The 22121-nt window shown below is 72.4% G+C and carries 18 protein-coding genes; 7 read left to right on the top strand and 11 right to left on the bottom strand.

Annotation, left to right across the window (positions count from 1 at the left end):
• Positions 1-307 precede the first annotated feature (307 nt).
• Positions 308-2071 carry an ABC transporter family substrate-binding protein gene (locus tag AB0G16_RS19550; RefSeq protein WP_362806447.1) on the top strand — a complete coding sequence of 588 codons (1764 nt, stop codon included), beginning with the start codon at positions 308-310 and terminating at the stop codon, positions 2069-2071.
• Positions 2072-2166: 95 nt separating this feature from the next.
• On the opposite strand, the gene AB0G16_RS19545 is transcribed toward AB0G16_RS19550, so the two are convergent.
• The 7 genes from AB0G16_RS19545 to AB0G16_RS19515 all read right to left on the bottom strand — a co-directional run bounded on the left by AB0G16_RS19545 (position 2167) and on the right by AB0G16_RS19515 (position 8444).
• Positions 2167-3273: an AAA family ATPase gene (locus AB0G16_RS19545; protein WP_362806445.1), complete on the bottom strand. Its 1107-nt coding sequence runs from the start codon at positions 3271-3273 to the stop codon at positions 2167-2169.
• A complete protein-coding gene (pnuC, locus tag AB0G16_RS19540; protein WP_362806443.1) occupies positions 3270-3941 on the bottom strand; it encodes a nicotinamide riboside transporter PnuC in 672 nt (223 codons plus the stop codon). The genes AB0G16_RS19545 and pnuC overlap by 4 nt, the downstream gene beginning before the upstream one ends.
• 67 nt (positions 3942-4008) lie before the next feature.
• The gene (locus AB0G16_RS19535) at positions 4009-5022 is read right to left on the bottom strand and encodes a biotin-dependent carboxyltransferase family protein (RefSeq protein WP_362806441.1); all 1014 of its coding nucleotides are present in this window, start codon (positions 5020-5022) and stop codon (positions 4009-4011) included.
• On the bottom strand, positions 5019-5642 hold the full coding sequence (locus AB0G16_RS19530) for an allophanate hydrolase subunit 1 (protein ID WP_362806439.1): 624 nt from the start codon (positions 5640-5642) through the stop codon (positions 5019-5021). The genes AB0G16_RS19535 and AB0G16_RS19530 overlap by 4 nt, the downstream gene beginning before the upstream one ends.
• Positions 5643-5706: 64 nt before the next feature.
• Positions 5707-6462, bottom strand: a complete 756-nt coding sequence (locus tag AB0G16_RS19525) for a 5-oxoprolinase subunit PxpA (RefSeq protein WP_362806437.1) — start codon at positions 6460-6462, stop codon at positions 5707-5709.
• 7 nt (positions 6463-6469) lie between these two features.
• Positions 6470-7981: a hypothetical protein gene (locus AB0G16_RS19520; RefSeq protein ID WP_362806455.1), complete on the bottom strand. Its 1512-nt coding sequence runs from the start codon at positions 7979-7981 to the stop codon at positions 6470-6472.
• 211 nt (positions 7982-8192) lie between these two features.
• Positions 8193-8444, bottom strand: a complete 252-nt coding sequence (locus AB0G16_RS19515) for a hypothetical protein (RefSeq protein WP_362806435.1) — start codon at positions 8442-8444, stop codon at positions 8193-8195.
• Between the two features lie 545 nt (positions 8445-8989).
• Here AB0G16_RS19515 and AB0G16_RS19510 point away from each other — a divergent pair.
• Both AB0G16_RS19510 and AB0G16_RS19505 read left to right on the top strand, forming a co-directional pair.
• A complete protein-coding gene (locus AB0G16_RS19510; protein WP_362806433.1) occupies positions 8990-11083 on the top strand; it encodes a SpoIIE family protein phosphatase in 2094 nt (697 codons plus the stop codon).
• A gap of 244 nt (positions 11084-11327) precedes the next feature.
• Positions 11328-12992: an RNA polymerase sigma factor gene (locus AB0G16_RS19505; protein ID WP_362806431.1), complete on the top strand. Its 1665-nt coding sequence runs from the start codon at positions 11328-11330 to the stop codon at positions 12990-12992.
• Positions 12993-13128: 136 nt separating this feature from the next.
• Here the strand turns inward: AB0G16_RS19505 and AB0G16_RS19500 are convergent, their stop codons facing one another.
• The gene (locus AB0G16_RS19500) at positions 13129-13869 is read right to left on the bottom strand and encodes a peroxide stress protein YaaA (protein ID WP_362806429.1); all 741 of its coding nucleotides are present in this window, start codon (positions 13867-13869) and stop codon (positions 13129-13131) included.
• 46 nt (positions 13870-13915) lie between these two features.
• On the opposite strand from AB0G16_RS19500, the gene AB0G16_RS19495 reads away from it, so the two are divergent.
• Entirely contained in the window at positions 13916-14635 is a 720-nt protein-coding gene (locus AB0G16_RS19495) for a GNAT family N-acetyltransferase (RefSeq protein ID WP_362806427.1), read from the top strand.
• Positions 14636-14652: 17 nt separating this feature from the next.
• On the opposite strand, the gene AB0G16_RS19490 is transcribed toward AB0G16_RS19495, so the two are convergent.
• The gene (locus AB0G16_RS19490; protein WP_362806425.1) at positions 14653-14883 is read right to left on the bottom strand and encodes a hypothetical protein; all 231 of its coding nucleotides are present in this window, start codon (positions 14881-14883) and stop codon (positions 14653-14655) included.
• A 240-nt stretch (positions 14884-15123) separates the two neighbouring features.
• On the opposite strand from AB0G16_RS19490, the gene AB0G16_RS19485 reads away from it, so the two are divergent.
• The gene (locus tag AB0G16_RS19485; protein WP_362806423.1) at positions 15124-17193 is read left to right on the top strand and encodes a DNA topoisomerase IV subunit B; all 2070 of its coding nucleotides are present in this window, start codon (positions 15124-15126) and stop codon (positions 17191-17193) included.
• Between the two features lie 51 nt (positions 17194-17244).
• Here AB0G16_RS19485 and AB0G16_RS19480 read toward each other — a convergent pair whose 3' ends face one another.
• Positions 17245-17739, bottom strand: a complete 495-nt coding sequence (locus AB0G16_RS19480; RefSeq protein ID WP_362806421.1) for a carbonic anhydrase — start codon at positions 17737-17739, stop codon at positions 17245-17247.
• A gap of 166 nt (positions 17740-17905) precedes the next feature.
• On the opposite strand from AB0G16_RS19480, the gene AB0G16_RS19475 reads away from it, so the two are divergent.
• Positions 17906-18223 (top strand): hypothetical protein, encoded by a 318-nt coding sequence (locus AB0G16_RS19475; RefSeq protein ID WP_362806419.1) that lies wholly within the window; start codon positions 17906-17908, stop codon positions 18221-18223.
• 340 nt (positions 18224-18563) lie between these two features.
• Positions 18564-18944: a VOC family protein gene (locus tag AB0G16_RS19470; RefSeq protein ID WP_362806417.1), complete on the top strand. Its 381-nt coding sequence runs from the start codon at positions 18564-18566 to the stop codon at positions 18942-18944.
• Positions 18945-19417: 473 nt separating this feature from the next.
• Here AB0G16_RS19470 and AB0G16_RS19465 read toward each other — a convergent pair whose 3' ends face one another.
• A complete protein-coding gene (locus tag AB0G16_RS19465) occupies positions 19418-21925 on the bottom strand; it encodes a DNA topoisomerase IV subunit A (protein ID WP_362806415.1) in 2508 nt (835 codons plus the stop codon).
• Between the last annotated feature and the right edge of the window lie 196 nt (positions 21926-22121).

Genomic DNA, 22121 nt, shown 5'->3' with positions numbered 1-22121 from the left:
GGGGCGGCGGCGACACCGCCCTGGCGTTCGCGCTGTCGGCGCACCTGCTGGCGTGGGCGTGGCGGTCCGCGACAACGCGGTCGAGGCCACGCGCGGCCCTGTCCGGCGGGCCGCCCGCCGGCCCGTCCGCCGGCCCGTCCGCCGGCCCGTCCGCCGGCCCGTCCGCCGGGCCGCCCGGCGACCCGTCCGCCGGCCCGTCCGCCGGGTCACACGGCGGCCTGGCAGCCGGGCCGCACGGCGATCGGTCCGGAGGGCCGGTCACGGGGCGCCGCCCGTCCGCCCAGTCCCATGTCCCGAAAGGAGCACAGTGACATCGATCCGGCAGGTGGACGTGCTCCCGGCGCCGCCGCCCCGCGTGTTCCCGGCGCCGCCCCGCGTGTTCCCCGTCCTGACCCTGGCGCTGCTCCTGCTCCTGTCCCCGGTCCTGGCCGGGTGCGGCGCCCGGGACGAGGGGGCCGGAGCGCAGGGACCGCCCGCCTCGGCGATCAAGGCCTACGACGTCAACCCGGTCGCCCGCGACCGGGTCGCCGACGGCGGTGTCCTCCGCTGGGGCCTCAACGAGTATCCGTCCAACTGGAACCTCAACCACGTCGACGGCAACCTGGTCACGGTCAAGAAGGTCATGGACGCCCTCATGCCCTCGCCCTTCCGCTCGGACGCCAAGGGGCAGATCTCCCCGAACACCGACTACCTGACCCGGGGAACGGTCACCTCCGCAGGGTCCCGGCAGGTCGTCACGCTGACCCTGGACCCACGCGCCCGATGGTCCGACGGCACCCCCATCACCTGGGAGGACTACCGGGCCCAGTGGCAGGCGATGAGCGGCCGCGACGGCGACTACCGGGTGGCGAGCACCACCGGCTACCAGGACATCGAGAAGGTGGCCAGGGGCCGGGACGACCACCAGGTCGTGGTGACGTTCGCCAAGCCCTTCGGTGACTGGCAGTCGCTGTTCGCCCCGCTCTACCCCCGCGCCACCAACGCCACCCCCGAGGCGTTCAACGGCGCCTGGCTGAACCGGATCCCGGTGACCGCGGGCCCGTTCAGGTTCGTGTCGTTCGACCCGACGGCCAAGACCGTCACGCTGGCCAGGGACGACCGCTGGTGGGGGGACCGGGCCAAGCTCGACCGGATCATCTACCGCTCGCTGGAGAGCGACGCGCTGGTCGGCGCGTTCAGCAACGGAGAGCTCGACACCTTCGACATCGCGCCCTCCGCCCCCGACTACGCCCGCGCCAAGGCGACCCCGGGGGCGATCGTCCGGCAGGCGGCCGGGCCGGACTTCCGGCACATCACGATGAACGGGGAGAGCGCCGCCCTGTCCGACCCCCGGGTCCGCCGGGCCGTCGCCATGGGCATCGACCGCCAGGCCATCGCCCAGTCCGACCTCCAGGGACTCGACTGGCCCATCGTCCTGCTGAACAACCACTTCTTCATGAACACCCAGGAGGGCTACCGGGACAACGCCGGGGAGATCGGCCGCTACGACCCCGCCAGGGCGGCGCGGGAGCTGGACGCGGCGGGCTGGCGGCTGGAGGGCCGGACCCGCAGGAAGGGCGGCAGGGAACTGACCCTGCGCTTCGTGCTGCCGTCCGGCCTCCAGATCACCAAGTCCGAGGCCGAGCTCGTCCAGAACATGCTCGCCCGGATCGGCGTCGGCGTCATCCTCCAGTCGGTGCCCACCGACGACTACTTCACCAAATACATCATTCCTGGCAATTACGACATCACCGCGTTCGCGTACGCCGGCACGCCCTTCCCCGTCTCCAGCGCCTACGGCCAGTACGCCGACGCCGTCCGGCGCGGCGACGGCACCCGGCAGTGGAACGCCAACCTCGGGCGCATCGGCTCCCCGCGGATCGACGCCGCCATGGACAGGGCGACCGCCGACCTGGACCCCGCAGAGGCCGTCGCCGACACCAACGCCGCCGACAGGCTCATCTGGCAGGCGGTCAACGTGGTGACGCTCTACCAGCGCCCGCAGAACGTCGCGGTCAAGGACACCCTGGCCAACTTCGGCGCCCGCGGGTTCCACAACCTGAGGTACCAGGACATCGGCTTCCTACGGTGAGACGTCGGGCCGTGACGGGGGGCAGGCCGAGGCGCGGCGTCAGGCGGTGATGGGGCGTCCCAGGCCGTGACGCGGTGTCAGGCCGTGACGCGGTGTCAGGGCCCGAAGTCCCAGCCCCGTTCCAGCAGGGCGTCCACCGCCGCCACGGCCCGCTCCAGCCGGGCGGCGGGCGGGCCGGTGACGGCCACGTGCGGCATCCCGCCCGCGACCAGCTCCTCGAGGAAGCGGGCGTCCATGCGATGGCGGATCGCCTCCCCGTCGCGCCAGCCGTCCTGCTCGAAGGGCACGTCCCCTGCCGAGGTGTGGATCCACAGGTCGTGCCGGGCGCGGCGGTGCACGGCGGTCACCTCGGGGGAGGGCGCGCCGAGGTAGCGCTCGTGCCACAGGGCGGTGGTGAAGGCGTCGGTGTCGCAGACCAGCAGCGGCGACCCCGTCCGGGCAGCGGCCTCCTCCCAGGCGAGCTGGCGCTCGGCGATGAGGGTGAACTCCGGCGACTCCCAGCGCAGGTCGTCCAGCCACGGTTCGGGCAGTCCGCCGTCCCTGGCGTGGCGGCGGGCCCGCGCGAGCTTCTCCTCGGAGTACGTCCTGCCGTACTCGGGCACCCAGCGGGTCGCCGCCCACGGCCCGCCCCGGCCCGCGTAGTGCGCGGCCAGGGACCTGGCCAGCGTGGTGGTGCCGCTGGACTCCGCGCCGACGATCACCACCCGCCGTGCCAGGTGGGCGCGTACGGGCGCCGACAGGTGCTCCCAGCAGGAGACCGGATCGTTCCTGACCATCGTCCCGCTGACCGGGAACCGTAGTCGCCCGGTGTCGACGTCGACGGCGACGGCGCCGAACCGGCGGGCCAGCTCCGGCCCGTACGCCTCGGAGGAGAGGACCGCGTCGATCTCGGGCACCCGCCCGTGCGCCAGGACCAGGGCGTGCCGGAACACCTCGACGTGCGCCGACCAGATCTCCGGGTCGTCGTAGTCGATCTCGACGTCGTCGACCACGGGGGCGATCGTCACGTGGGCCTGCGGGTGCGCCTCGCGCAGCCAGGCGGCGCGCAGTGCCAGCGGGACGGTCTCCTCGGTCGAGGCGGCGACCACCACGCTCACCGCGGAGCACCGCGCGGCGGCGGTGTCGATCAGGTGGTGGTGGCCGGCGTGCGGGGGGTAGAACTTGCCGATCACCAGCCCGTGGGCGAACTCCGGGCCGCTCATCGCGGTGCCACCCGCTCGTCCGGCGGCGCGGCGGGGGCGGGGGCGGGGTGGGCCGCCAGGTCCGCGCTCCAGGCCCGCAGCCCGGCGACGCAGAGCACCAGGAAGATCACGTACAGGGGGGAGGTCAGGTAGAGGCCCTTGTAGAGGTAGAGGGGGATGTAGATCACGTCGGCGGCGATCCACAGCCACCACGACTCGACCAGCTTGCGGCTCTGCCCGTAGGTGGCCAGCAGCGACAGCGCGGTGGTCAGGGCGTCCCAGAACGGCACGTCCGAGTCGGTCCACGTGGCCAGGACGGCGGTGAGCGCCGCGGTGAGCGCGATCCCGCACCCGGCCAGCACCGCCCATTCGCTCCGCCCGGTGCGGCGGACCGGGAGCGGGGTCCGCCCGGTCCCGCCGTAGAGCCACTGCCACCACCCGTACAGGCCGAGGACGACGTAGACGACCTGCAGTGCCGCGTCGGCGTAGAGCCCGATGGTCAGGAACACCGCGCCGAGCAGGATCACGTTGGCGACGCCGATCGGCCAGTTCCAGACGTTCTGGCGGACGACCAGCCAGACCGTGAGGACGCCGGTGACGAACCCCAGGACCTCGGCCCAGCTGGTCGGGGAGGCGCCCACGGTGAACGCCGGCCGCATCAGGGGGGCGAGTACCTCGGCGAGTGACATGCGATCTCCTCAATCGTCACAGTGACGATAACGGATCCCGGGGCGGCCGGTCACCCGCGGGGTCCCGTCAGGCGAGGCGGAAGCGTACCCGGTCACCGGGGCGGAGCTGGGCTGCCACGGCGAGGTCCGCCGAGGTCAGGACCGCTATGACCGGGTATCCCCCGGTGGGCGGATGGTCGGCGAGGAAGACGATCGGCCGGCCGCTGGGCGGCACCTGGACGGCCCCGGCCACCATGCCCTCGCTGGGCAGCTCCGCCCGCCGGACCCGTTCCAGCGGGGCGCCGTCCATCCGCACGCCCACCCGGTTGCTGTCCTGGCTGGCCTCGTACGGCTCCGCGCACAGGGTGGCGAGCGCGCCCGGGACGAACCAGTCGTCGCGGGGGCCCGGCAGGACCCGCAGGACACCCGTCCCCGGCCGGGGCGGGGGCGCCGCGTCCACGGTGATCGTCCCCAGGCCGCCGGTCGGCCCCAGCGGCAGGACCGCCCCCGCGCGGAGCGGGGCGGGGCCGAGCCCGGACAGGGAGTCGGTCGAGCGGCTCCCCATCGTGACGGGCGTGTCGAGGCCGCCCCGGACGGCGACGTAACTGCGCAGGCCGCTCCGGGGCGACCCCACCCGCAACTCCGCGCCGGCGGGGACCCAGAACGGCGCGCGCATGCCCTGCGGCACGACCGCCTCCCCCCGGCCCGCGCCCCCTGGTTCCGCGCCTTCCCGGTCCGCGCCTTCCCGGTCCGTGTCTCCCCGGTCCGTGTCTCCCCGGTCCGTGTCTCCCCGGTCCGTGTCTCCCCGGTCCGTGTCTCCCCGGCCCGCGCCTTCCCGGCCCGGGAGGCGCGCCCGCAGGAGGTCCAGCGGGCACGGGGCCCCGGTGACGGCGGCCCAGGCCCCGGTGGTGAAGCGCAGCCGGGCCCCGCCGAGGGTCAGCTCGATCCCGGCCGCCCCCTCGGGATTGCCGACCAGGCGGTTGGCCAGTCGCAGGCTCGGGCCGTCCGCGGCACCCGAGCGCGGCACCCCGAGATGGGCGTACCCCGGCCGGCCGAGATCCTGCACGGTGGCGTACGGCCCCGGCGCGATCACCTCGATCATGGTTCGCGGACCGCCTGGAAGCGCACCCGCGTCCCCGGCGTGAGCAGGGCGGGCGGATCGGCGGCCACGTCCCACACGGCCGTGCCGGAGCGGCCGAGCAGCCGCCATCCTCCGGGGGAGGCCGAGGGGTAGACCGCCGAGTACGGACCCGCGATCGCCACCGACCCGGCGGGCACCGACGTGCGCGGGCTGTCGAGCCGGGCCACGTGCAGTGCCGGGTCCAGCCCGGTGAGGTAGGCGAACCCCGGGGCGAACCCCAGCCAGCCCACCGTCAGCTCCCGGGCGGTGTGCCGTTCGACCACCTCGTCCCGGGAGAGCCCGCTCAGCTCGGCCACCTCGCCGAGGTCGGCGCCGTCGTACACCACCGGCAGGGTCACGGTCGCCGGACGGGTGCCGACGCCCGCGCCCGCCCCGGCCGCCGCCTCCAGCAGGCGGGCGAGCCGCTCGCGCAGCCTCACCGCGTCGGCCCCCGGCGCGGTGACGAGCACCGTGGCGGGACCCGGCACGATCTCGACCACCCCGGGCGGCCGGTCGGCCCGCAGCAGGGCGTCCAGCCGGTGGGAGACCTCCAGCGAGCCGGTCTCCACCAGCAGCGCGTGCTCCCCGGCCCGCCGGATCACCGGACGGTCCTCGCGCGCGGCCCCCGGCGCGGGCCACCCGCGCCGGTCCTCTCGCCCGAGCCCGTCACGCGAAGGCCCTCAGCGTCACCCCGGCGTCCGCCAGGCCGTCCCGCACCGCGCGGGCCAGCAGCACGGCGCCGGGGGTGTCGCCGTGCACGCAGATCGAGCGCGCCTCGACCTCCACCCGCGTGCCGTCCACCGCGTCGACCACCCCCTCGGTCGCCATCCGCACCGCCCGCCGGGCGACCGTGGCGGGATCGTGCAGCACCGCGCCGGGGGAGCGGCGCGAGACCAGCGTGCCGGCCCCGGTGTAGGCGCGGTCGGCGAAGGCCTCCACGACGGTGGGGACGCCCTCGCGGGCGGCGATCTCGTGGACGGCCGAGCCCGGCAGGGTCAGCACCGGCAGGCTCGCGTCGTGGTCGGCGACCGCGGCCACCACCGCCTCGGCCTGCCCGGGGTCGCGGCAGATCCGGTTGTACAGGGCGCCGTGCGGCTTGACGTAGGAGACCCGGCCGCCCATCGCCCTGGCGATGCCGTCGACCGCCGCGAGCTGGTACAGCACCTCGGCGCAGAGCTCCTCGGCGTCGACGTCCATCTCGCGGCGGCCGAACCCGGCCAGGTCCCGGTAGGAGACCTGGGCGCCGATCGCCACCCCCCGGTCGACCGCGGCCGCGCAGGTGCGGCGGATGGTCAGCGGGTCACCGGCGTGGAAGCCGCAGGCGACGTTGGCGCTGGTCACCACCTCCAGCAGGGCCGCGTCGTCGCCCAGCCGCCAGATGCCGAAACCCTCGCCCAGATCGGCGTTCAGATCGATGACCATGGTCCACCTACATCGGAGGCTCGTCGGGAATGTCGGCGATGTCGTCGAGGGCGATGGCCAGCTCCTCGGGGTCGTCCCCGATCCGCTCGGCGATCTCGATCAGCACGTGCAGCACGTCGTGCCGGTCGTGGCCCAGGTCCAGCAGCCGCTGCGCGGCCTCCCACAGCTGCGGCGGATCGCCCTCCCAGAGGCGGGCGGCGATCTCCTCGTGCCAGGCGAGGTGCTCGTCGCGGTCGTGCCGGTCGAGCTCGCCGGCGTGGTCGATGCCCAGCAGGATCCGCCGGTCGCCCTCGTCGGCCGGGTTGAGCAGGCCGAGCTGGACGTCGCCGTGCGTGCCCTGCAGGAAGGGGAACGCGAACACCCGCCTGGCCAGCGCCGACAGGTCGCCGTCGGGCAGGAGCCGCTCCAGCAGGTCGCGGTCGAGCCCGAAGGTCGTCGGGTCGCGGTAGGCCTCGGCGAACTTGCCGGTCGCCTCCCAGACCGCGTCGAGCGTGGCCCGCAGCCCCTCGTCGGGCAGCCCGGTCCTGGCCGCGGCGAACCGCGCCCAGGCGCCCAGCACGTGCGGCACCGCCTCCTGCTCGGCGCCGTTCAGCATCACCTTGCGCGGCAGCCAGTCGAGCAGGAACGTCTCGCACTTGGTCGGGCTCACCCGCAGCGGGCGGCCGAAGTCCTGGTCGCAGCCGTAGTCGATGATGTGGTCTGCGCACCGGGAGGCCGCCGACGGGTCGGACAGGTGCTCGGCCGCGTCCGAGGAGAGGAACTCCGCGGCCAGCATCGCCCGGCGGTCGCGGCTGTAGGGGGCCTCGCTGTGCAGCGGGGCCGGCCGCTTGCGACCGGGCGGCAGCGCCTTGATCCGGGCCCGGGCGAAGGCGTGGTAGGCGCTGTAGCTGTCGCTGACCGGCACCGCGGCCCTGCGGTGGCCGTACTCCGCGGTGGCCTTCATCGCCGACTCCAGCAGTGCCCTGGCCTGCTGCGGCTCGATCTCCTGGAACCGCAGCATCGGGTTGCCCTCGGACTCGGCCCGCACCTGCTCCAGCAGCTTGTCGACGTGCGAGGAGACCCAGGCGTCGCGGGCGATGCCGCGCATGTTGTAGTCGACGATCATGACCAGCGCGTGCCGGTCCTCGGCGCTGTCGGACCCCCGGTAGCCGAAGGTGCACACCACGGTGTCCTGGTCGCCGTACGCGTCGCGGGAGACGAAGCAGCCGGTGGTCTTGACCACGCCCAGCCGGTCGGCCCAGCGCGGCCTGGCCACGTCGCGCTCCATGAGCGCCAGGGCGGCGCCCTCGGCCTTGGCGGCCTGACGGGCCGTGCCGAGGTAGGCCAGCGTGATCAGCAGGGTGAGCGCGGCGGGGGAGCCCGCCTTGGCCGCGTAGTCGACGAGCCCCTCGCCGAGCACCTGCTCGGCGTCGCCGCGCTTCAGCCGGCGGCCCCACCAGGCCCCGACCATGTCGGAGACCATGAGCTCGGCGTCCAGCGGGCTGCGCACCGCCAGCAGCTCGCGGGCGGCGAGCAGCATCTCGGAGAAGACCGCTTCGGGGGACCGGCTCTCGCGGGGGTCTCGACGGTGTCGCCGGATCAAGCGGTCTCAGCCTCCCCCGTCGGCCAGGTGAGCCGGTGGCGGACGCCTCCGCCGCGCCGACCGACCCGCTCGCCTCGCTCGCTCACGCCCCGACCTTCTCGCATTCCCGGTCCAAACGGTGCGTAGAAGACGGCCGGGTCCCCCGATGCTACCGGGGACCGCGGGGCGGCGGCGCGGAGTTGACGAGGGCGAGCAGATGCTCGCGGGCGACGCGCTCGACGACCTCGGGGGTCGCCTCGATGCCGAGATGCTCGGCGCAGGCGCGGACGTCGGCCACGCACCTGCCGACGGTGACCGCCGGGACGGTCAGGAACTCGGCGGCCAGATGCGAGGTCACCGGCTCGTGGCCGGTCGTGGAAGGTGTCGAGGGCCCGGTGAGGCGGGTGGCGAGAACGGGCATGGGAGTCGCATTCCTCCGGAGTCCCGGGGGGGCATCCCCCGGATGTGTCGGCGGGGACGTGCGTTCTCATTCCACAACTTATCTCGGGAGTGTCAACCCTCGAAGCGGTGATATGGAAAGCTGGCCCCGTGTCTTGACTGAATTCTGCAACAGCGGAGTAAACGAGTCTTCCCGAAGCGGGAGCCGGATCGACGGCGAATCAGTAGCCTGAACCCGCCCGCGAGGCCGACGGAGATGAGGTGGGGAGTTGCCGGGACGGTCCGGCCCGATCCTGCTAGGGTCCTGGCCGCAAACGTTCGGAGTCGCGGAGCCGGCCGGTCGGCGCCCGCGCGGAGGCCCCCGCGCCCCGGCCGGGGGATTCCGGTCGTCGCCGGGACGGCGTTCAGGGGGTGTGCCCACCGCATCCGGGGCGGGGCTTCCGTCCGCACCTGCCCATCGCCGATGATGTACTCCAGGATCCGGTCCCCCGGAGCCGCGCTACGCCAATTCGCAAGTTTGGAGATGTGCCTCGTGGGAGACCCTGGCACGCGACGGAGGTGCCGACCATGAGCGCCGAGACCTCCGTGCCCCGTTCCCGGGAGTCGGGTGTGGACATCTCAGACTCCGGCCTGTTGCAGGGCCTGCTGTCGCAGTCGCCGTTCGCCTTCGCGTTCTTCGACCCGGAGGGCCGTTTCGAACGCGTCGACGAGGTCTTCGCCGACGTGGTCGGCCTGCCCGCCGAACGCCTGGTCGGCCGCGCCCCGGCCGAGCTGCTCTCGGCCGACCTGACCGCCCTGATCGAGGGTGCGGTGCGGGCGATCGTGGCGGAGGCCGAGGTCAAGGAGGACCAGCGGATCCGGGTGCGCACCGCCGACGGCGAGCCCCGGCACTGGTCGCTGACCTTCTCCCCGGTCCACGACGGCTCCGGCGCGCTCCGGGCGGTCTGCCTGGTGGGCGTCGACATCACCCGCAGCAGGCAGGTCGAGGAGGACCTCAGGCGCAGCGAGGAGCGCTACCGCTCGCTGGTGGAGGCCCAGTCCCAGCTGGTGTGGATCACCGCCCCCAACGGGACCGTGCGCGAGGACGCGCCGCAGTGGCGGGCCATCACCGGCCAGGGCCTGGAGGAGTACCTGGCCCACGGCTGGCTGGAGGCCGTCCACCCCGACGACCGCCCGCAGACCGAGGAGGCGTGGCGCGAGGCCCTGCGCGGCCGGAGCATGTTCGAGTGGAGCTACCGGGTCCGCACCCGGGCCAGCGGCTACCGGTACTTCGAGGTGCGCGCCGTCCCGATCATCCGCCACAACCGGGTCGTCGAGTGGGTGGGCGCCAACACCGACGTGACGCCGCAGCGCGAGGCCGAGGAGATGCGCGGCCGCCTGACCGACCAGCTCGGCGCCGCCGCGCTGCGGACCGCGCGCCTGCAGGGTGCCACGGCGATACTGGCCGAGGCGCTCACCGTCGAGCAGGTGGTCCAGGTGATCATCGACGTCGGGCGCACGGCGCTGGCGGCCGACCGTTCCGCGGTGGCGCTGCTGGACGTGGACCGGGCCGCGCTCAAGCTGGTCAACAGCGGCGGCATCCCCGAGGTCCCCGGCGCCCCCGGGGAGGAGATCCCGCTCTCGCACTCCAGCGTGATGACCATGGCGGTCAACAGCCGGCGGCCGGTCTTCGCCGAGTCGCCCGAGAGCCTGCGCTCCCAGCTCGTCGACGCGGGAGGCGACGACGAGGCCATCACCGGCTTCCTCGCCCACAGCGACGAGCGGGCCTGGGTGGGCCTGCCCCTGCTGGCGGCGGGCCGCGCGCTCGGCGCGCTGCGGTTCTCCTTCACCCGCCCGCAGAAGATCTCCCAGGAGGACGGGGTCTTCCTGGAGGCGCTGGCCGGGCAGTGCGCCCTGGCGGTGGAGCGGGCGACGCTGTTCGAGCGCGAGCACCGCACCGCCGAGACCCTCCAGCGCAGCCTGCTGCCGGACCGCCTGCCGGTGATCCCCGGCCTGGTCCTGGCCCAGCGGTTCCGCTCGGGCAGCCGCCACGTGCAGGTCGGCGGCGACTGGTACGACGCGTTCGTGCTCCAGGACGGCCGGGTCGCGGCGGTGGTCGGCGACGTCATGGGCAAGGGCGTCAAGGCCGCGGCCGGGATGGGCCGGATCCGCAACGCCATGCGTGCCCTGGCGCTGACCAACCCGCCGCCCGCGGCGGTCCTCACCGGCCTGGACCGGGTCTTCGAGGCGACCGAGGAGGAGGAGCAGGTCACGACCCTGGCCTACATGGTCGTCGAGCCCGGCACCGGGGAGGGCACGCTGGCGCTCGCCGGTCACCCGCCGCCCCTGCTGGTCTCCCCGCAGGGCGTGCCGCTGCTCTGCGACGGCGAGCCGGGCACGCCGCTGGGCTGGCCCACCAGCCGCAGGCAGTTCCGGTTCTGCGTCCCGCCGGGGCACACCGCCGTCCTGTACTCGGACGGCCTGGTGGAGAACCGCAAGCGCGGGCTGGACGCCGGGCTCGCGGATCTTTGCTCTGTTGTGACCGAAGCGCCGCCCGAGGTGGTGGGAAGCCCCCACATGTTGCTGGACTTCCTCGTCGATCGGATGTTGTCCGGGTATGAGCAGGATGACGACGTCACGGTGCTCGCGATCCACGTTCCTCCAGCCACGAAGAGTGACTGAATGAAACAGTCATAACGGTTGCTTTCGGGTATCGGTGCCTCGCTTCCGTACGCACTACTCTCTTGGTCGGCCTAGGGTGGAGGGCAACCGCCAGGAGGCGGCCGTATGGATCACGGTGTCATGCCACAATGCTGGACAGGTGCGTCGCGGCTCGCGCGACCTCGCTAATCACGATCAGGGGTTAAAACGCCACTGATCGGGCATCTGGATCCATTCTCGTCACGCTTTCCTTCGAGAGGTGTTCGTGTCGCCTGCAAGTTCGACTCGCTCGAAGCCATCCGAGCTGAACGAGCCCGTCATTCAGCAGCTGATGGAGCGGGGGCGCTCGCAGGGGTTCCTCGAGTCCGAGGATGTCCGCAAGGCCGTCGAGGAAGCGGACATTCCGATGGCGCAGGTCGCTGGAATCCTGCGAAGCCTCAGCAAAGAGGGCATCACCGTACGGCTGACCGCCGAGGACTCCGCGGGTCCCAAGAAGCAGTCCCGCCCCGCCAAGAAGCCCCGCACGGCCCCTGCCGCTCCGGCCGTCAACAAGAAGACCAAGACCGCCACGGCGGCGGCCAAGGAGCAGCCGGAGACCGTCACCGCGGTCGTCAGCGGCTCCGAGCCCGCGCCCGTCGCGAAGAAGCCGGTCCCGGCTCCGCCCAAGAAGGCCGCGCCCGCGGCCAAGAAGCCGGTGCCGGCTCCGCCCAGGAAGGCCGCGCCCGCCGCCGCCCAGGCGGCCCCCGCGACCGCCGCCCCCAAGCCGCCCGCCGGTGAGGACGACGAGGTCATCGACCTCGAGGACGTCGAGATCGAGGACTTCGACCTGGAGGCCGTGGCCGAGGTCGAGGTCGAGGTCGAGGTGGAGGTGGAAGCCGAGGCGGAGGTCGAGGTGGAAGCCGAGGCCGAGGTCGAGGAGGAGCCCAAGGTCGAGGCCGTCGAGGTGAACGAGGACGAGGTCCTCATCCTCACCGACGACGACGACGACGCCCCGGTGCCCCAGGTGGCCGCCGCCGGCGCCACCGCCGACCCGGTCAAGGACTATCTCAAGCAGATCGGCAAGGTCCCCCTGCTCAACGCCGAGCAGGAGGTCGAGCTCGCCAAGCGCATCGAGGCGGGCCTGTTCGCCGAGGAGCAGCTCGGCACCGACGGCGAGAAGCTGCCGGTGGACGTCCGGGCCGAGCTGGAGTGGATCGCCGAGGACGGCCGCCGGGCCAAGAACCACCTGCTGGAGGCCAACCTCCGCCTGGTGGTCTCGCTGGCCAAGCGCTACACCGGCCGCGGCATGCTCTTCCTGGACCTGATCCAGGAGGGCAACCTGGGCCTGATCCGCGCCGTCGAGAAGTTCGACTACACCAAGGGCTACAAGTTCTCCACGTACGCCACCTGGTGGATCCGGCAGGCGATCACCCGGGCCATGGCGGACCAGGCGCGGACCATCCGCATCCCGGTCCACATGGTCGAAGTGATCAACAAGCTGGCCCGCGTCCAGCGGCAGATGCTCCAGGACCTCGGGCGCGAGCCCACCCCGGAGGAGCTGGCCCGCGAGCTCGACATGACCCCCGAGAAGGTCGTCGAGGTCCAGAAGTACGGGCGGGAGCCGATCTCCCTGCACACCCCGCTGGGTGAGGAGGGCGACAGCGAGTTCGGCGACCTCATCGAGGACTCCGAGGCCATCGTCCCGGCCGACGCGGTCAGCTTCACGCTCCTGCAGGAGCAGCTCCACTCCGTTCTGGACACGCTGTCCGAGCGCGAGGCGGGCGTGGTCTCGATGCGCTTCGGCCTGACCGACGGCCAGCCGAAGACGCTGGACGAGATCGGCAAGGTCTACGGGGTGACGCGCGAGCGCATCCGGCAGATCGAGTCCAAGACCATGTCCAAGCTCCGCCACCCGTCCCGGTCGCAGGTCCTGCGCGACTACCTCGACTAGGGGCGACCCGGCACGATCCGATCCGTGAGACCCGAAGGCCCGCGCCGCCCGGCGCGGGCCTTCGGGCGTCCACCGGGCGTCGACGCGGGTGTGACGGCCGACGACGTGCCGGCGGTAGGCCCGGTAGGCCCGGGGGTCACACCATGACGTCGAGCGTCCAGGACCCGCCCTTCGCGGGTGCCGCGCCGAGGGCGACCGAGTGGCCGAGATGGTCCAGCGCCTTCGCGAGCTCCTCGGGGCTCTCGGGGGCCACGCCCCCCTCCAGCAGGGAGCGGGCGATCACCCCGCGAGTGGCCTTGGCCATGTGGCTGACCACCTTGCCCTGCCGGAGCACCCGTACCGCCACCCCCCTGGCGCCCGGCCGCCAGGCCGCGGCGTAGGTGCTGGAGCGCAGGTCCACCACCAGTCCCGGCTCGGCGTCGAGCAGGGGGGTGATCCGCGGGCGCCAGAAGGCGCCCAGCCCGCCGAGCGGAGGCAGCCGCACCGCCATGGACAGCCGGTAGGGCGGCACGCGGTCACCGATCCGCAACACGCCCCACAGGCCGGAGAAGATCACCAGGCTCTCCGCCGCCCGGGCCGCCGCCTCCGGGGAGAGCGAGGCCAGGCCGAGGTTGTCGTAGAGCACCCCGGTGTACAGGTCGGCCGCGGCCAGGGTGGGCGCGGTCCGCAGGAGCAGGTTCCTGGCGATCTCGCCGGCCGTTCCCGGGGACAGTCCGAGCACCTCCGCGGCCACCTCCCGCTCGCACAGGGCGGTGAGCGCCTCCAGCACGTCCTGCCTGGCCGGGGTGAGGGCGGGAAAGCTCAGCCGGGCCGGCTCAAGGGCCGGGCCGTCACCGCACGAGGCCTTTCCCTCGGACGGTGGCAGCAGAATCAGCACGGTTGCCGAGCATAGTGCGGCGACCGGGGGGTTAGGATCCTTCATCATGATCGATGGGGGCTTCGACCGGCTGGTCGACCAGGCATGGCCCGCGATCCACCGTGTGGACGTGGACGGCTGGGTCCTGCGCGCCTCGGGCGGGGTGACCAAACGGGCGAACTCCGTCCTGCCGCTCGGTGAGCAGGACGATCTCCGGGCGGCCGTGGAGCGGGCGGAGGGGTTCTACGCCGATCGGGGCCTGCCGTGCGCCTTCTCGATCGGAGGTGGCGCCACGCCGGGCCTGGACGCGATGCTGGAGGCGCGCGGCTACCGGACGGTGGACCCCACACTGGTCATGACCGCGGGCCTGCCGCAGGGCGGGGCCCGGGAGTCCGGGATCGAGTTCGCCGAGGCGCCCTCACGGGCCTGGCTGGACACCTGGTGGAGCGTGGACGGCAGGAGCGGCGCCGACGGCCTGGAGACGGCCGCGCGCATCCTCACCGGAGTGCCCGCCACGTACGCCTCGTTCGGCCGCGAGGCCGTGGGACGAGGCGTCAGGCAGGGCGAGTGGTTCGGGATCTACTCCATGGCCGTGCTGCCGCGGGAGCGGCGTCGCGGACATGGGACGAGGGTGTTGCGTGCCCTGCTCTCGCACGCGCGAGAGCGGCGGGAACAGGGCACACAGCGGGCATATTTAGTCGTGGTGGAGTCGAACACCGCTGCCAGGACGCTCTACGAGCGTCATGGCTTCACGGTGACGGGCCGATATCACTACCGGGTCCGATGATGACCCCGTCCGTTGGGTTACCGTTCGTCGTTGCCTGCCGGTGCCGAGGTGTCGCTGAGACGCGCGGACTCATCCTGGATGATGGCGCCCTTGTCTCTCAGCACTGCCACGTGCTGACGCCCGTGGTGGGCGCAGAAGAGCAGCTCCCCACCTACGGGCAGGGTCGCGCGGATGTAAGCCTGGGCGCCACACCGGTCACAGCGGTCCGCAGCGGTCAGCTGCTTGGCGGGGGCGAGGGTTCCAGTCACGTATCGCCTTTCAGGTCATCCCCTGAGGTGGAGGATCTGGCGCAGTCACTTGAGAGAACATCTAACCCGATACGAACGTTCCCAACCGACCCCCTGCTACGCCCAGAGCGGAAAGTGACCGACAGTGACGATGACCACGCCGGACGTGACACCGGCGCCCGCCGAGGGGCGGACCTGTACCCGCTCCCGCGCGAAGAACGGTAAGCTGCGCACACGTGTTCGACAGACGGGGAGTGGGGCGTGACCGCAGTTAGCGCGGAGACGGGTTATACGGCCCGCCACCTGTCGGTGCTGGAGGGTCTGGAAGCCGTCCGCAAACGTCCGGGCATGTACATCGGCTCCACCGACAGCCGCGGTCTCATGCACTGCCTCTGGGAGATCGTGGACAACGGGGTCGACGAGGCCCTGGCGGGCCACTGCACCCGCATCGAGGTCGAGCTGCACGCCGACGGCTCGATCGAGGTCCGCGACAACGGCCGGGGCATCCCGGTGGACGTCGAGCCCAAGAGCGGCCTGGCGGGCGTCGAGCTCGTCTACACGAAGCTGCACGCCGGCGGGAAGTTCGGCGGCGGCTCCTACGGCGCCTCGGGCGGCCTGCACGGCGTCGGCGCCTCCGTCGTCAACGCCCTGTCCTCGCGGCTGGACGTCGAGGTCGACCGGGGCGGCAGGATCCACGAGATCAGTTTCCGCAGGGGCGTGCCGGGCGTCTTCGACGGCGACGGGCCCAAGGCGAAGTTCAAGAAGAAGTCCGGGCTCCGCGACGGCGGCCCGGCCGCGAGGAACGTCACCGGCACCCGGGTGCGCTTCTGGGTCGACCACCAGATCTTCCTGCCCGAGGCCGAGGTCTCCCTCGACGAGATCCACGTCCGCCTCCGCCAGACCGCGTTCCTGGTGCCGGGCCTGACCCTGTCCGTGCGCGACAGCCGCGGCGAGGAGCCCGTCGAGGAGGAGTTCCGCTTCGACGGCGGGATCTCGGAGTTCACCGAGTTCCTCGCCCGCGACGAGCCCGTCTGCGACGTGCTCCGCCTGCAGGGCACGGGCCACTTCCACGAGACCGTCCCGGTCCTCGACGACCTGGGGCACATGACCCCGACCGAGGTCCAGCGCGAGCTCACCGTGGACGTGGCGGTGCGCTGGGGCAAGGGCTACGACAACACCGTCCGCTCCTTCGTCAACGTGATCGCCACCCCCAAGGGCGGCACCCACGTCAACGGTTTCGAGCGCGCGCTCGTCCGCACGCTGAACGAGCAGCTGCGCGAGACCCGGCTGCTCAAGAACGGCGACGCCCCGGTCACCCGGGAGGACATCATGGAGGGGCTCACCGCGGTGGTGACCGTCCGGGTGCCCGAGCCGCAGTTCGAGGGACAGACCAAGGAGGTCCTGGGCACCTCCGCGGCCTCCCGGATCGTCGCCCACGTCGTCTCGCGCGAGCTCAAGGAACTGCTCGCCAACCCGCCGCGCAACGCCAAGCTCCAGCTCCGCGCGGTCCTGGAGAAGATCGTCGCGGCGGCCAAGGCCCGCATCGCCGCCCGTGAGCACCGCGACAACCAGCGCCGCAAGACCGCCCTGGAGAACTCGGCGCTCCCGGCCAAGCTGGTCGACTGCCGAAGCGACGAGGTGGACCGCAGCGAGCTGTTCATCGTCGAGGGCGACTCGGCCCTGGGCACCGCCCGCGCGGCCCGCGACTCGGAGTTCCAGGCGCTGCTGCCGATCCGGGGCAAGATCCTGAACGTGCAGAAGGCCTCGGTCGCGGACATGCTCAAGAACGCCGAGTGCGCCGCGATCATCCAGGTCATCGGCGCGGGATCCGGCCGCTCCTTCGACATCAAGGCCGCCCGGTACGGCAAGGTCATCCTGATGGCCGACGCCGACGTCGACGGGGCGCACATCCGCTGCCTGCTGCTGACCCTGTTCCACCGCTACATGAGGCCGATGGTCGAGGCGGGGCGGGTCTTCGCGGCCGTGCCGCCGCTGCACCGGATCGAGGTCACCAACCCCGGCCGCGGGGACAGGTACGTCTACTGCTACTCCGACGCCGAGCTGCAGCGCGTGCTGCGCGGCCTGGAGAAGCGGGGCAAGCGCTGGAAGGACCCGATCCAGCGCTACAAGGGCCTGGGGGAGATGGACGCCGACCAGCTGGCCGAGACGACCATGGAGCCCCGGCACCGCACCCTGCGCCGGGTCCGCATCCAGGACATCGAGGAGGCCGAGCGCATCTTCGCCCTCCTGATGGGCAGCGACGTGGCCCCCCGCCGGGAGTTCATCGTCGGCAGCGCCGCCGAGGTCGACCGCGACCACATCGACGCGTAGACCCGGCGCCCCGCCCCGGACGGGCGGACGCCGGGTCCCGGCGCCGGTGCCTCAGACGTCGATCGGCATCAGCTTTCCGGTGCGCACGTCGTAGATCGCCCCGCCCACCGGCATGCCGGCCGGGAGGAACGGGCTGGTCCTGATCCGGGTGAGGTCGTGACGCAGCGCCGCGTCCTGGTCGGGGACGGTGTGGAAGTCCAGGCTGCGGGTGTCGACCCCGCGCCGGGCGGCGATCGCGTGCACCTCGTCGTCGGTGACCTTGGTCATGCCACAGTCGGTGTGCGGCATGACCATCACCCGTTCCACCGCCAGCAGGTTGACGGCCAGGACGAGTGTACGCAGCACGTCGTCGGTCACCCGGGCGCCGGCATTGCGAAGGATCTTGGCGTCGCCCGGCTTGAGGCCGAACACCCCCAGCGGATCGATGCGCGAGTCCATGCAGGTGACCACCGCGAGACCGCGCGCGGCCTTACCGGTCAGCTCGGCGTCGGTGAACGTGGCGGAGAACTCCTCGTTGGCGGCCAGCAGGTCGTCGAAGTCACTCACGTACGCATCCCTCGGTCGTTGGAATCAACGGATCAATGATGCTTCATTCCCGTTTCACGATTGTTTCCGGGCCTGTATCGAGTGACGACTTGACCAAGATCCCACCATCGCCCGTCACTTCCGGTGATGATGTCGTCACCCGACGTCCGACGAGTGTGGAGAGGTAATGCGCAGGACCGAATCGCTGGCCGACTATCTCCGTGACCAGGGCAGACGCAAGCTGGACCGGGTCGAGGCCAGGGACGGGGGGCGCAACGCGCGCTCGGCACTGGCCCTGCTCGACGCGGCGGTCTACACCCGATCCCTGGAGGACGACGATCCGTTCATACGGCTCCTGGTGGAGGCGGGATGCTTCGGCCCCGACGGGGACGGCGCCTTCGGCCCGACGGACCGGGTCGCCAAGGTCGTCCGCTTCTGGGAGGCGGGTGAGCCCTGGCAGTTGCTGATGGCGATCCGGTTCGCGCTCCAGGGCGCGCTCACCTGAGGCCGGCGATCGAATGCCCCACCACACCACCCGGCCGGACGCCCGCGACCGAACGCGCCGAGCCCGTCGTGACCCTCGTGCCCGCCGCGACCGTCGCGTTCACCGCGTTCACCGCGTTCACGGGAGCCTTTCGCGGGCGTGGACCCCGGGCCGGAGCGATCACCCGGGTACGACACCGGGTTTGAGGTGGTGCGCCGGGGAAACACGAAGCCGGGCCGGGGGCGTGACCGGCCGGAGCGGGCCGGAGCGCCCGGCGCCCACCGGGACCGGGCGGCTGGACACCGCCGAGGTTTCCGGTAGAAGTATCGAACATCTCGTCGATGCCGAAGCAGGAGGAAGTGTGAGCATCGCGCAATTCAGGTCTATCGTTCTGGACTGCCCGGACCCCAAGCGGCTGGCCGACTTCTACGGTGCCCTGCTGGGCTGGAAGGTCGACGACAGCCGGGACGACTGGGTGGTGGTCACCGGCGACGGTCCCGGACGGCTCTGCTTCCAGCTCGCCCCCGACCACCGGCCGCCCGACTGGCCGGGCAACGAGAGGCCGCAGCAGTTCCACCTGGACCTGACCGTCGATGACCTCGACGAGGCCGAGAAGGTCGCCCTGGAGCTGGGAGCGGTCAAGCACTCCCACCAGCCGGCCGAGCAGGAGGAGGACGGAGAGGGGGATTTCCGGGTCTTTCTCGACCCCGCCGGGCATCCGTTCTGCTTCTGCGTGGATTGACCGTCCTGAGGGATCTCAGGGCCGTCCGGGGCCGCTCCGGACGGCCCTGTGTCGCTTTCCACGGCCTTTTCGGCCGAGCCCGTCCTCGGACAGCCGCGCCGAGCCGACCGGAAGCCGCGCCGAGCCGGCGGACCCGGGACGGGCACGGGGACGGCCGCCCCGAGGGGCGCGGACCGGCGGTGGGCCTTCCGGCGGAACACGGAAGGCCCGGCCACCGGCGGGACGGGAAGGGCCTCACCCTCCGGCGGAACCGAAGGACCCTGCCCCCGGCGGAACGGAGGACCTACCACCGGTAGGTCCTGAAGGTGCCGTCCTCGGCGGTTCCCGGGAGGTCCCACCGCCGGCGAATCCCGAAGGTCCCACCCCCGGCGGGTCGCGAAGGCCCCCGGCGGCTGCGGAGGGTTCGCTCCGGCCGGACCGGGAGATCGCTCTCCGGCCGGAGCGGAAGGCCCGCCTCCCGCGGGCCCGGACGGTCAGTCCCCGGCGGGAGCGGGTGAGCCGGAGCGCTCCTCGCGGGACTCCCGGGGCCCGCCCGCGCCGAGGGCGCCGCCCACGGCCGAGACGGTGTGGGTGAGCCGGAGCCCCGAGCCGTCGCGGCGGCCCAGCTCCTCGGGGAGCGGCACGGGCTTGCCCACGGCCGAGGCGGCGCGGACCGGGGCCGGCCCCGCCCAGGCGAGCAGCAGGACGTCCTCGCCCTTGAGGAAGCGCTGCACGCGGACGCCGCCGGTGCCCCGGCCCTTGGCCGGGTACTCGGCGAAGTCGGAGATCTTGGCCCCGCCGACCTGGGTGCCGGGCAGCGCGGTCGACGAACCGGCGATCGTCACGACCCGCGACTCACGGGTGGGATCGACCGCGCCGAACCAGATCACCGTGGCTCCGCCGTCCAGCCGGATGCCGGCCATGCCGCCCGCCGGCCGGCCCTGCGGCCGGACGACCGAGGCGGGATAGCGCAGCAACTGGGCCTCGGAGGTGATGAAGACCAGGTCGTCCTCCTCGCTGGTCAGCTCCACCGCGCCGACCACGCTGTCACCCTCCTTGAGGCCGATGACCTCGAAGTCGTCGCGGTTGGCGGGATAGTCCGGCACGACCCTCTTGACCACGCCCTGGGCCGTGCCCAGCGCCAGGCCGGGCCCGTCGGGATCGAGGGAGCCGAGCCCGACGACCGTCTCGCCGGGGTTGAAGGTGACGTACTCCGCGACGGGATGGCCGCCCGACAGCGAGGGCGGGTTGGCCGAGCGGGGCAGTGTGGGCAGGTCGACCACCTGGACCCGGATCATCCGCCCCTGGTTGGTGACCACGCCCACCTCACCCCTGACCGTGCTCCGCACGGCGGAGAGCAGCACGTCGTGGGCCGAGCGGTCGCCGTCGGCGGCCAGCGGGGAGTCGTCGTGCGTGCGGGCCAGCAGACCGGTGGAGGAGAACAGCACCAGGCACGGGTCGTCGGCCACCTCCAGCGGGACCGAGACGTTCCTGGTCACCCCGGATGCCTCCAGCAGCACCGTGCGGCGCGGGGTGCCGTAGGTCTTGGAGACCTGGGCCAGCTCGTCGGAGACGACCTTGCGCAGCCGGTCGTCGGAGGACAGGATCGCGGTCAGCTCGGCGATCTCGTCGCGCAGGGTCTCGCTCTCCCGGTCCAGCTCCAGCTTGTCGTAGCGGGTCAGCCGGCGCAGCGGGGTGTCCAGGATGTAGTTGGCCTGGATCTCCGACAGGTCGAAGACCTCCCGCAGGCGCTCGCGGGCCTGGGCGGAGTCGTCCGAGGAGCGGATCACTCCGATGACCTCGTCGATGTTGAGCAGGGCCACGATGAGGCCCTCGACGAGGTGCAGGCGCTCCTCGCGCCTGCGCCTGCGGTACAGCGAGCGGCGGCGGACCACGTCGATGCGGTGGTCGACGTAGACCTGGAGAAGCTCGCGAAGGCCCAGCGTGCGCGGCTGGCCGTCGACCAGCGCCACGTTGTTGATGCCGAAGGTCTCCTCCATCGGCGTGAGCCGGTAGAGCTCCTCCAGCACGGCCTCGGGGATGAAGCCGTTCTTGATCTCGATGACCAGGCTGAGGCCCTTGTGCCGGTCGCTGAGGTCCTTGAGGTCGGAGATGCCCTGGAGCTTCTTGGCGGTGACCAGCTCCCGGATCTTGGTGACCACGCGCTCGGGGCCGACGTTGAAGGGCAGCTCGGTGACGACGATGCCCTTGCGCCGGGGACTGACCTGCTCGACGGCGCACTTGGCGCGCATCCGGAACGTGCCCCGGCCCTTGGCGTACGCGTCCCGGACGCCGTCCAGGCCGATGATCGTGCCGCCGGTGGGCAGGTCGGGGCCGGGCACGAAGCGCATCAGGTCGTCGAGCGTCGCCTCCGGCTTCTTGATCAGGTGACGGGCGGCGGCGATCACCTCGACGAGGTTGTGCGGCGCCATGTTGGTGGCCATGCCGACCGCGATGCCGGTCGCCCCGTTGACCAGCAGGTTGGGGAACGCCGACGGCATGACCGTGGGCTCGGTCTCCTGGCCGTCGTAGTTGGGCTTGAAGTCGACGGTGTCCTCGTCGATCGACTGCACCATGGCCATGGCCGCCGAGGCCAGCCGCGCCTCGGTGTAGCGCATCGCGGCGGGAAGGTCGTCCGGCGAGCCGAAGTTGCCGTGCCCGTCGATGAGCGGCAGGCGCATCGAGAACGGCTGGGCCATCCGGACCAGCGCGTCGTAGATGGCGGTGTCGCCGTGCGGGTGGAGTTTGCCCATCACGTCGCCGACGACGCGCGAGGACTTCACGTGCCCCCGGTCGGGCCGCAGGCCCATCTCGCTCATCGAGTAGAGGATGCGCCGCTGGACCGGTTTGAGGCCGTCCCTGGCGTCGGGCAGCGCACGCTGGTAGATGACCGAATACGCGTACTCGAGGAAGCTGGTGCGCATCTCGGTGGAAACGTCGATGTCGACGATCCGCTCCTCGAAGCCCTCGTCGGTCGGGGGTGTGGTCGTCCGTCGGGCCATCTGTTTTCCTGCGCGTGCGCCCCGGCGGTCAGGCCGCGGGGGAGGCGCATCCTCCTTCTGTCTTCGTGGGCGAACCGTTGGCGCCGGCTTCCGGAGAGCACCGGGCCGGAGTGTCCGGCGGGAGACCGGCGACGGGGGCGACCGGGCATCGTACCGAGACTCGATACCATACCCAGGTCGCCCGACAGTTCCGGGT

It is taken from the genome of Streptosporangium sp. NPDC023615 (genome assembly GCF_040640155.1).
In the GTDB taxonomy this organism is placed as follows: domain Bacteria; phylum Actinomycetota; class Actinomycetes; order Streptosporangiales; family Streptosporangiaceae; genus Streptosporangium.
This window is presented reverse-complemented; position numbering and strand designations above follow the sequence as displayed.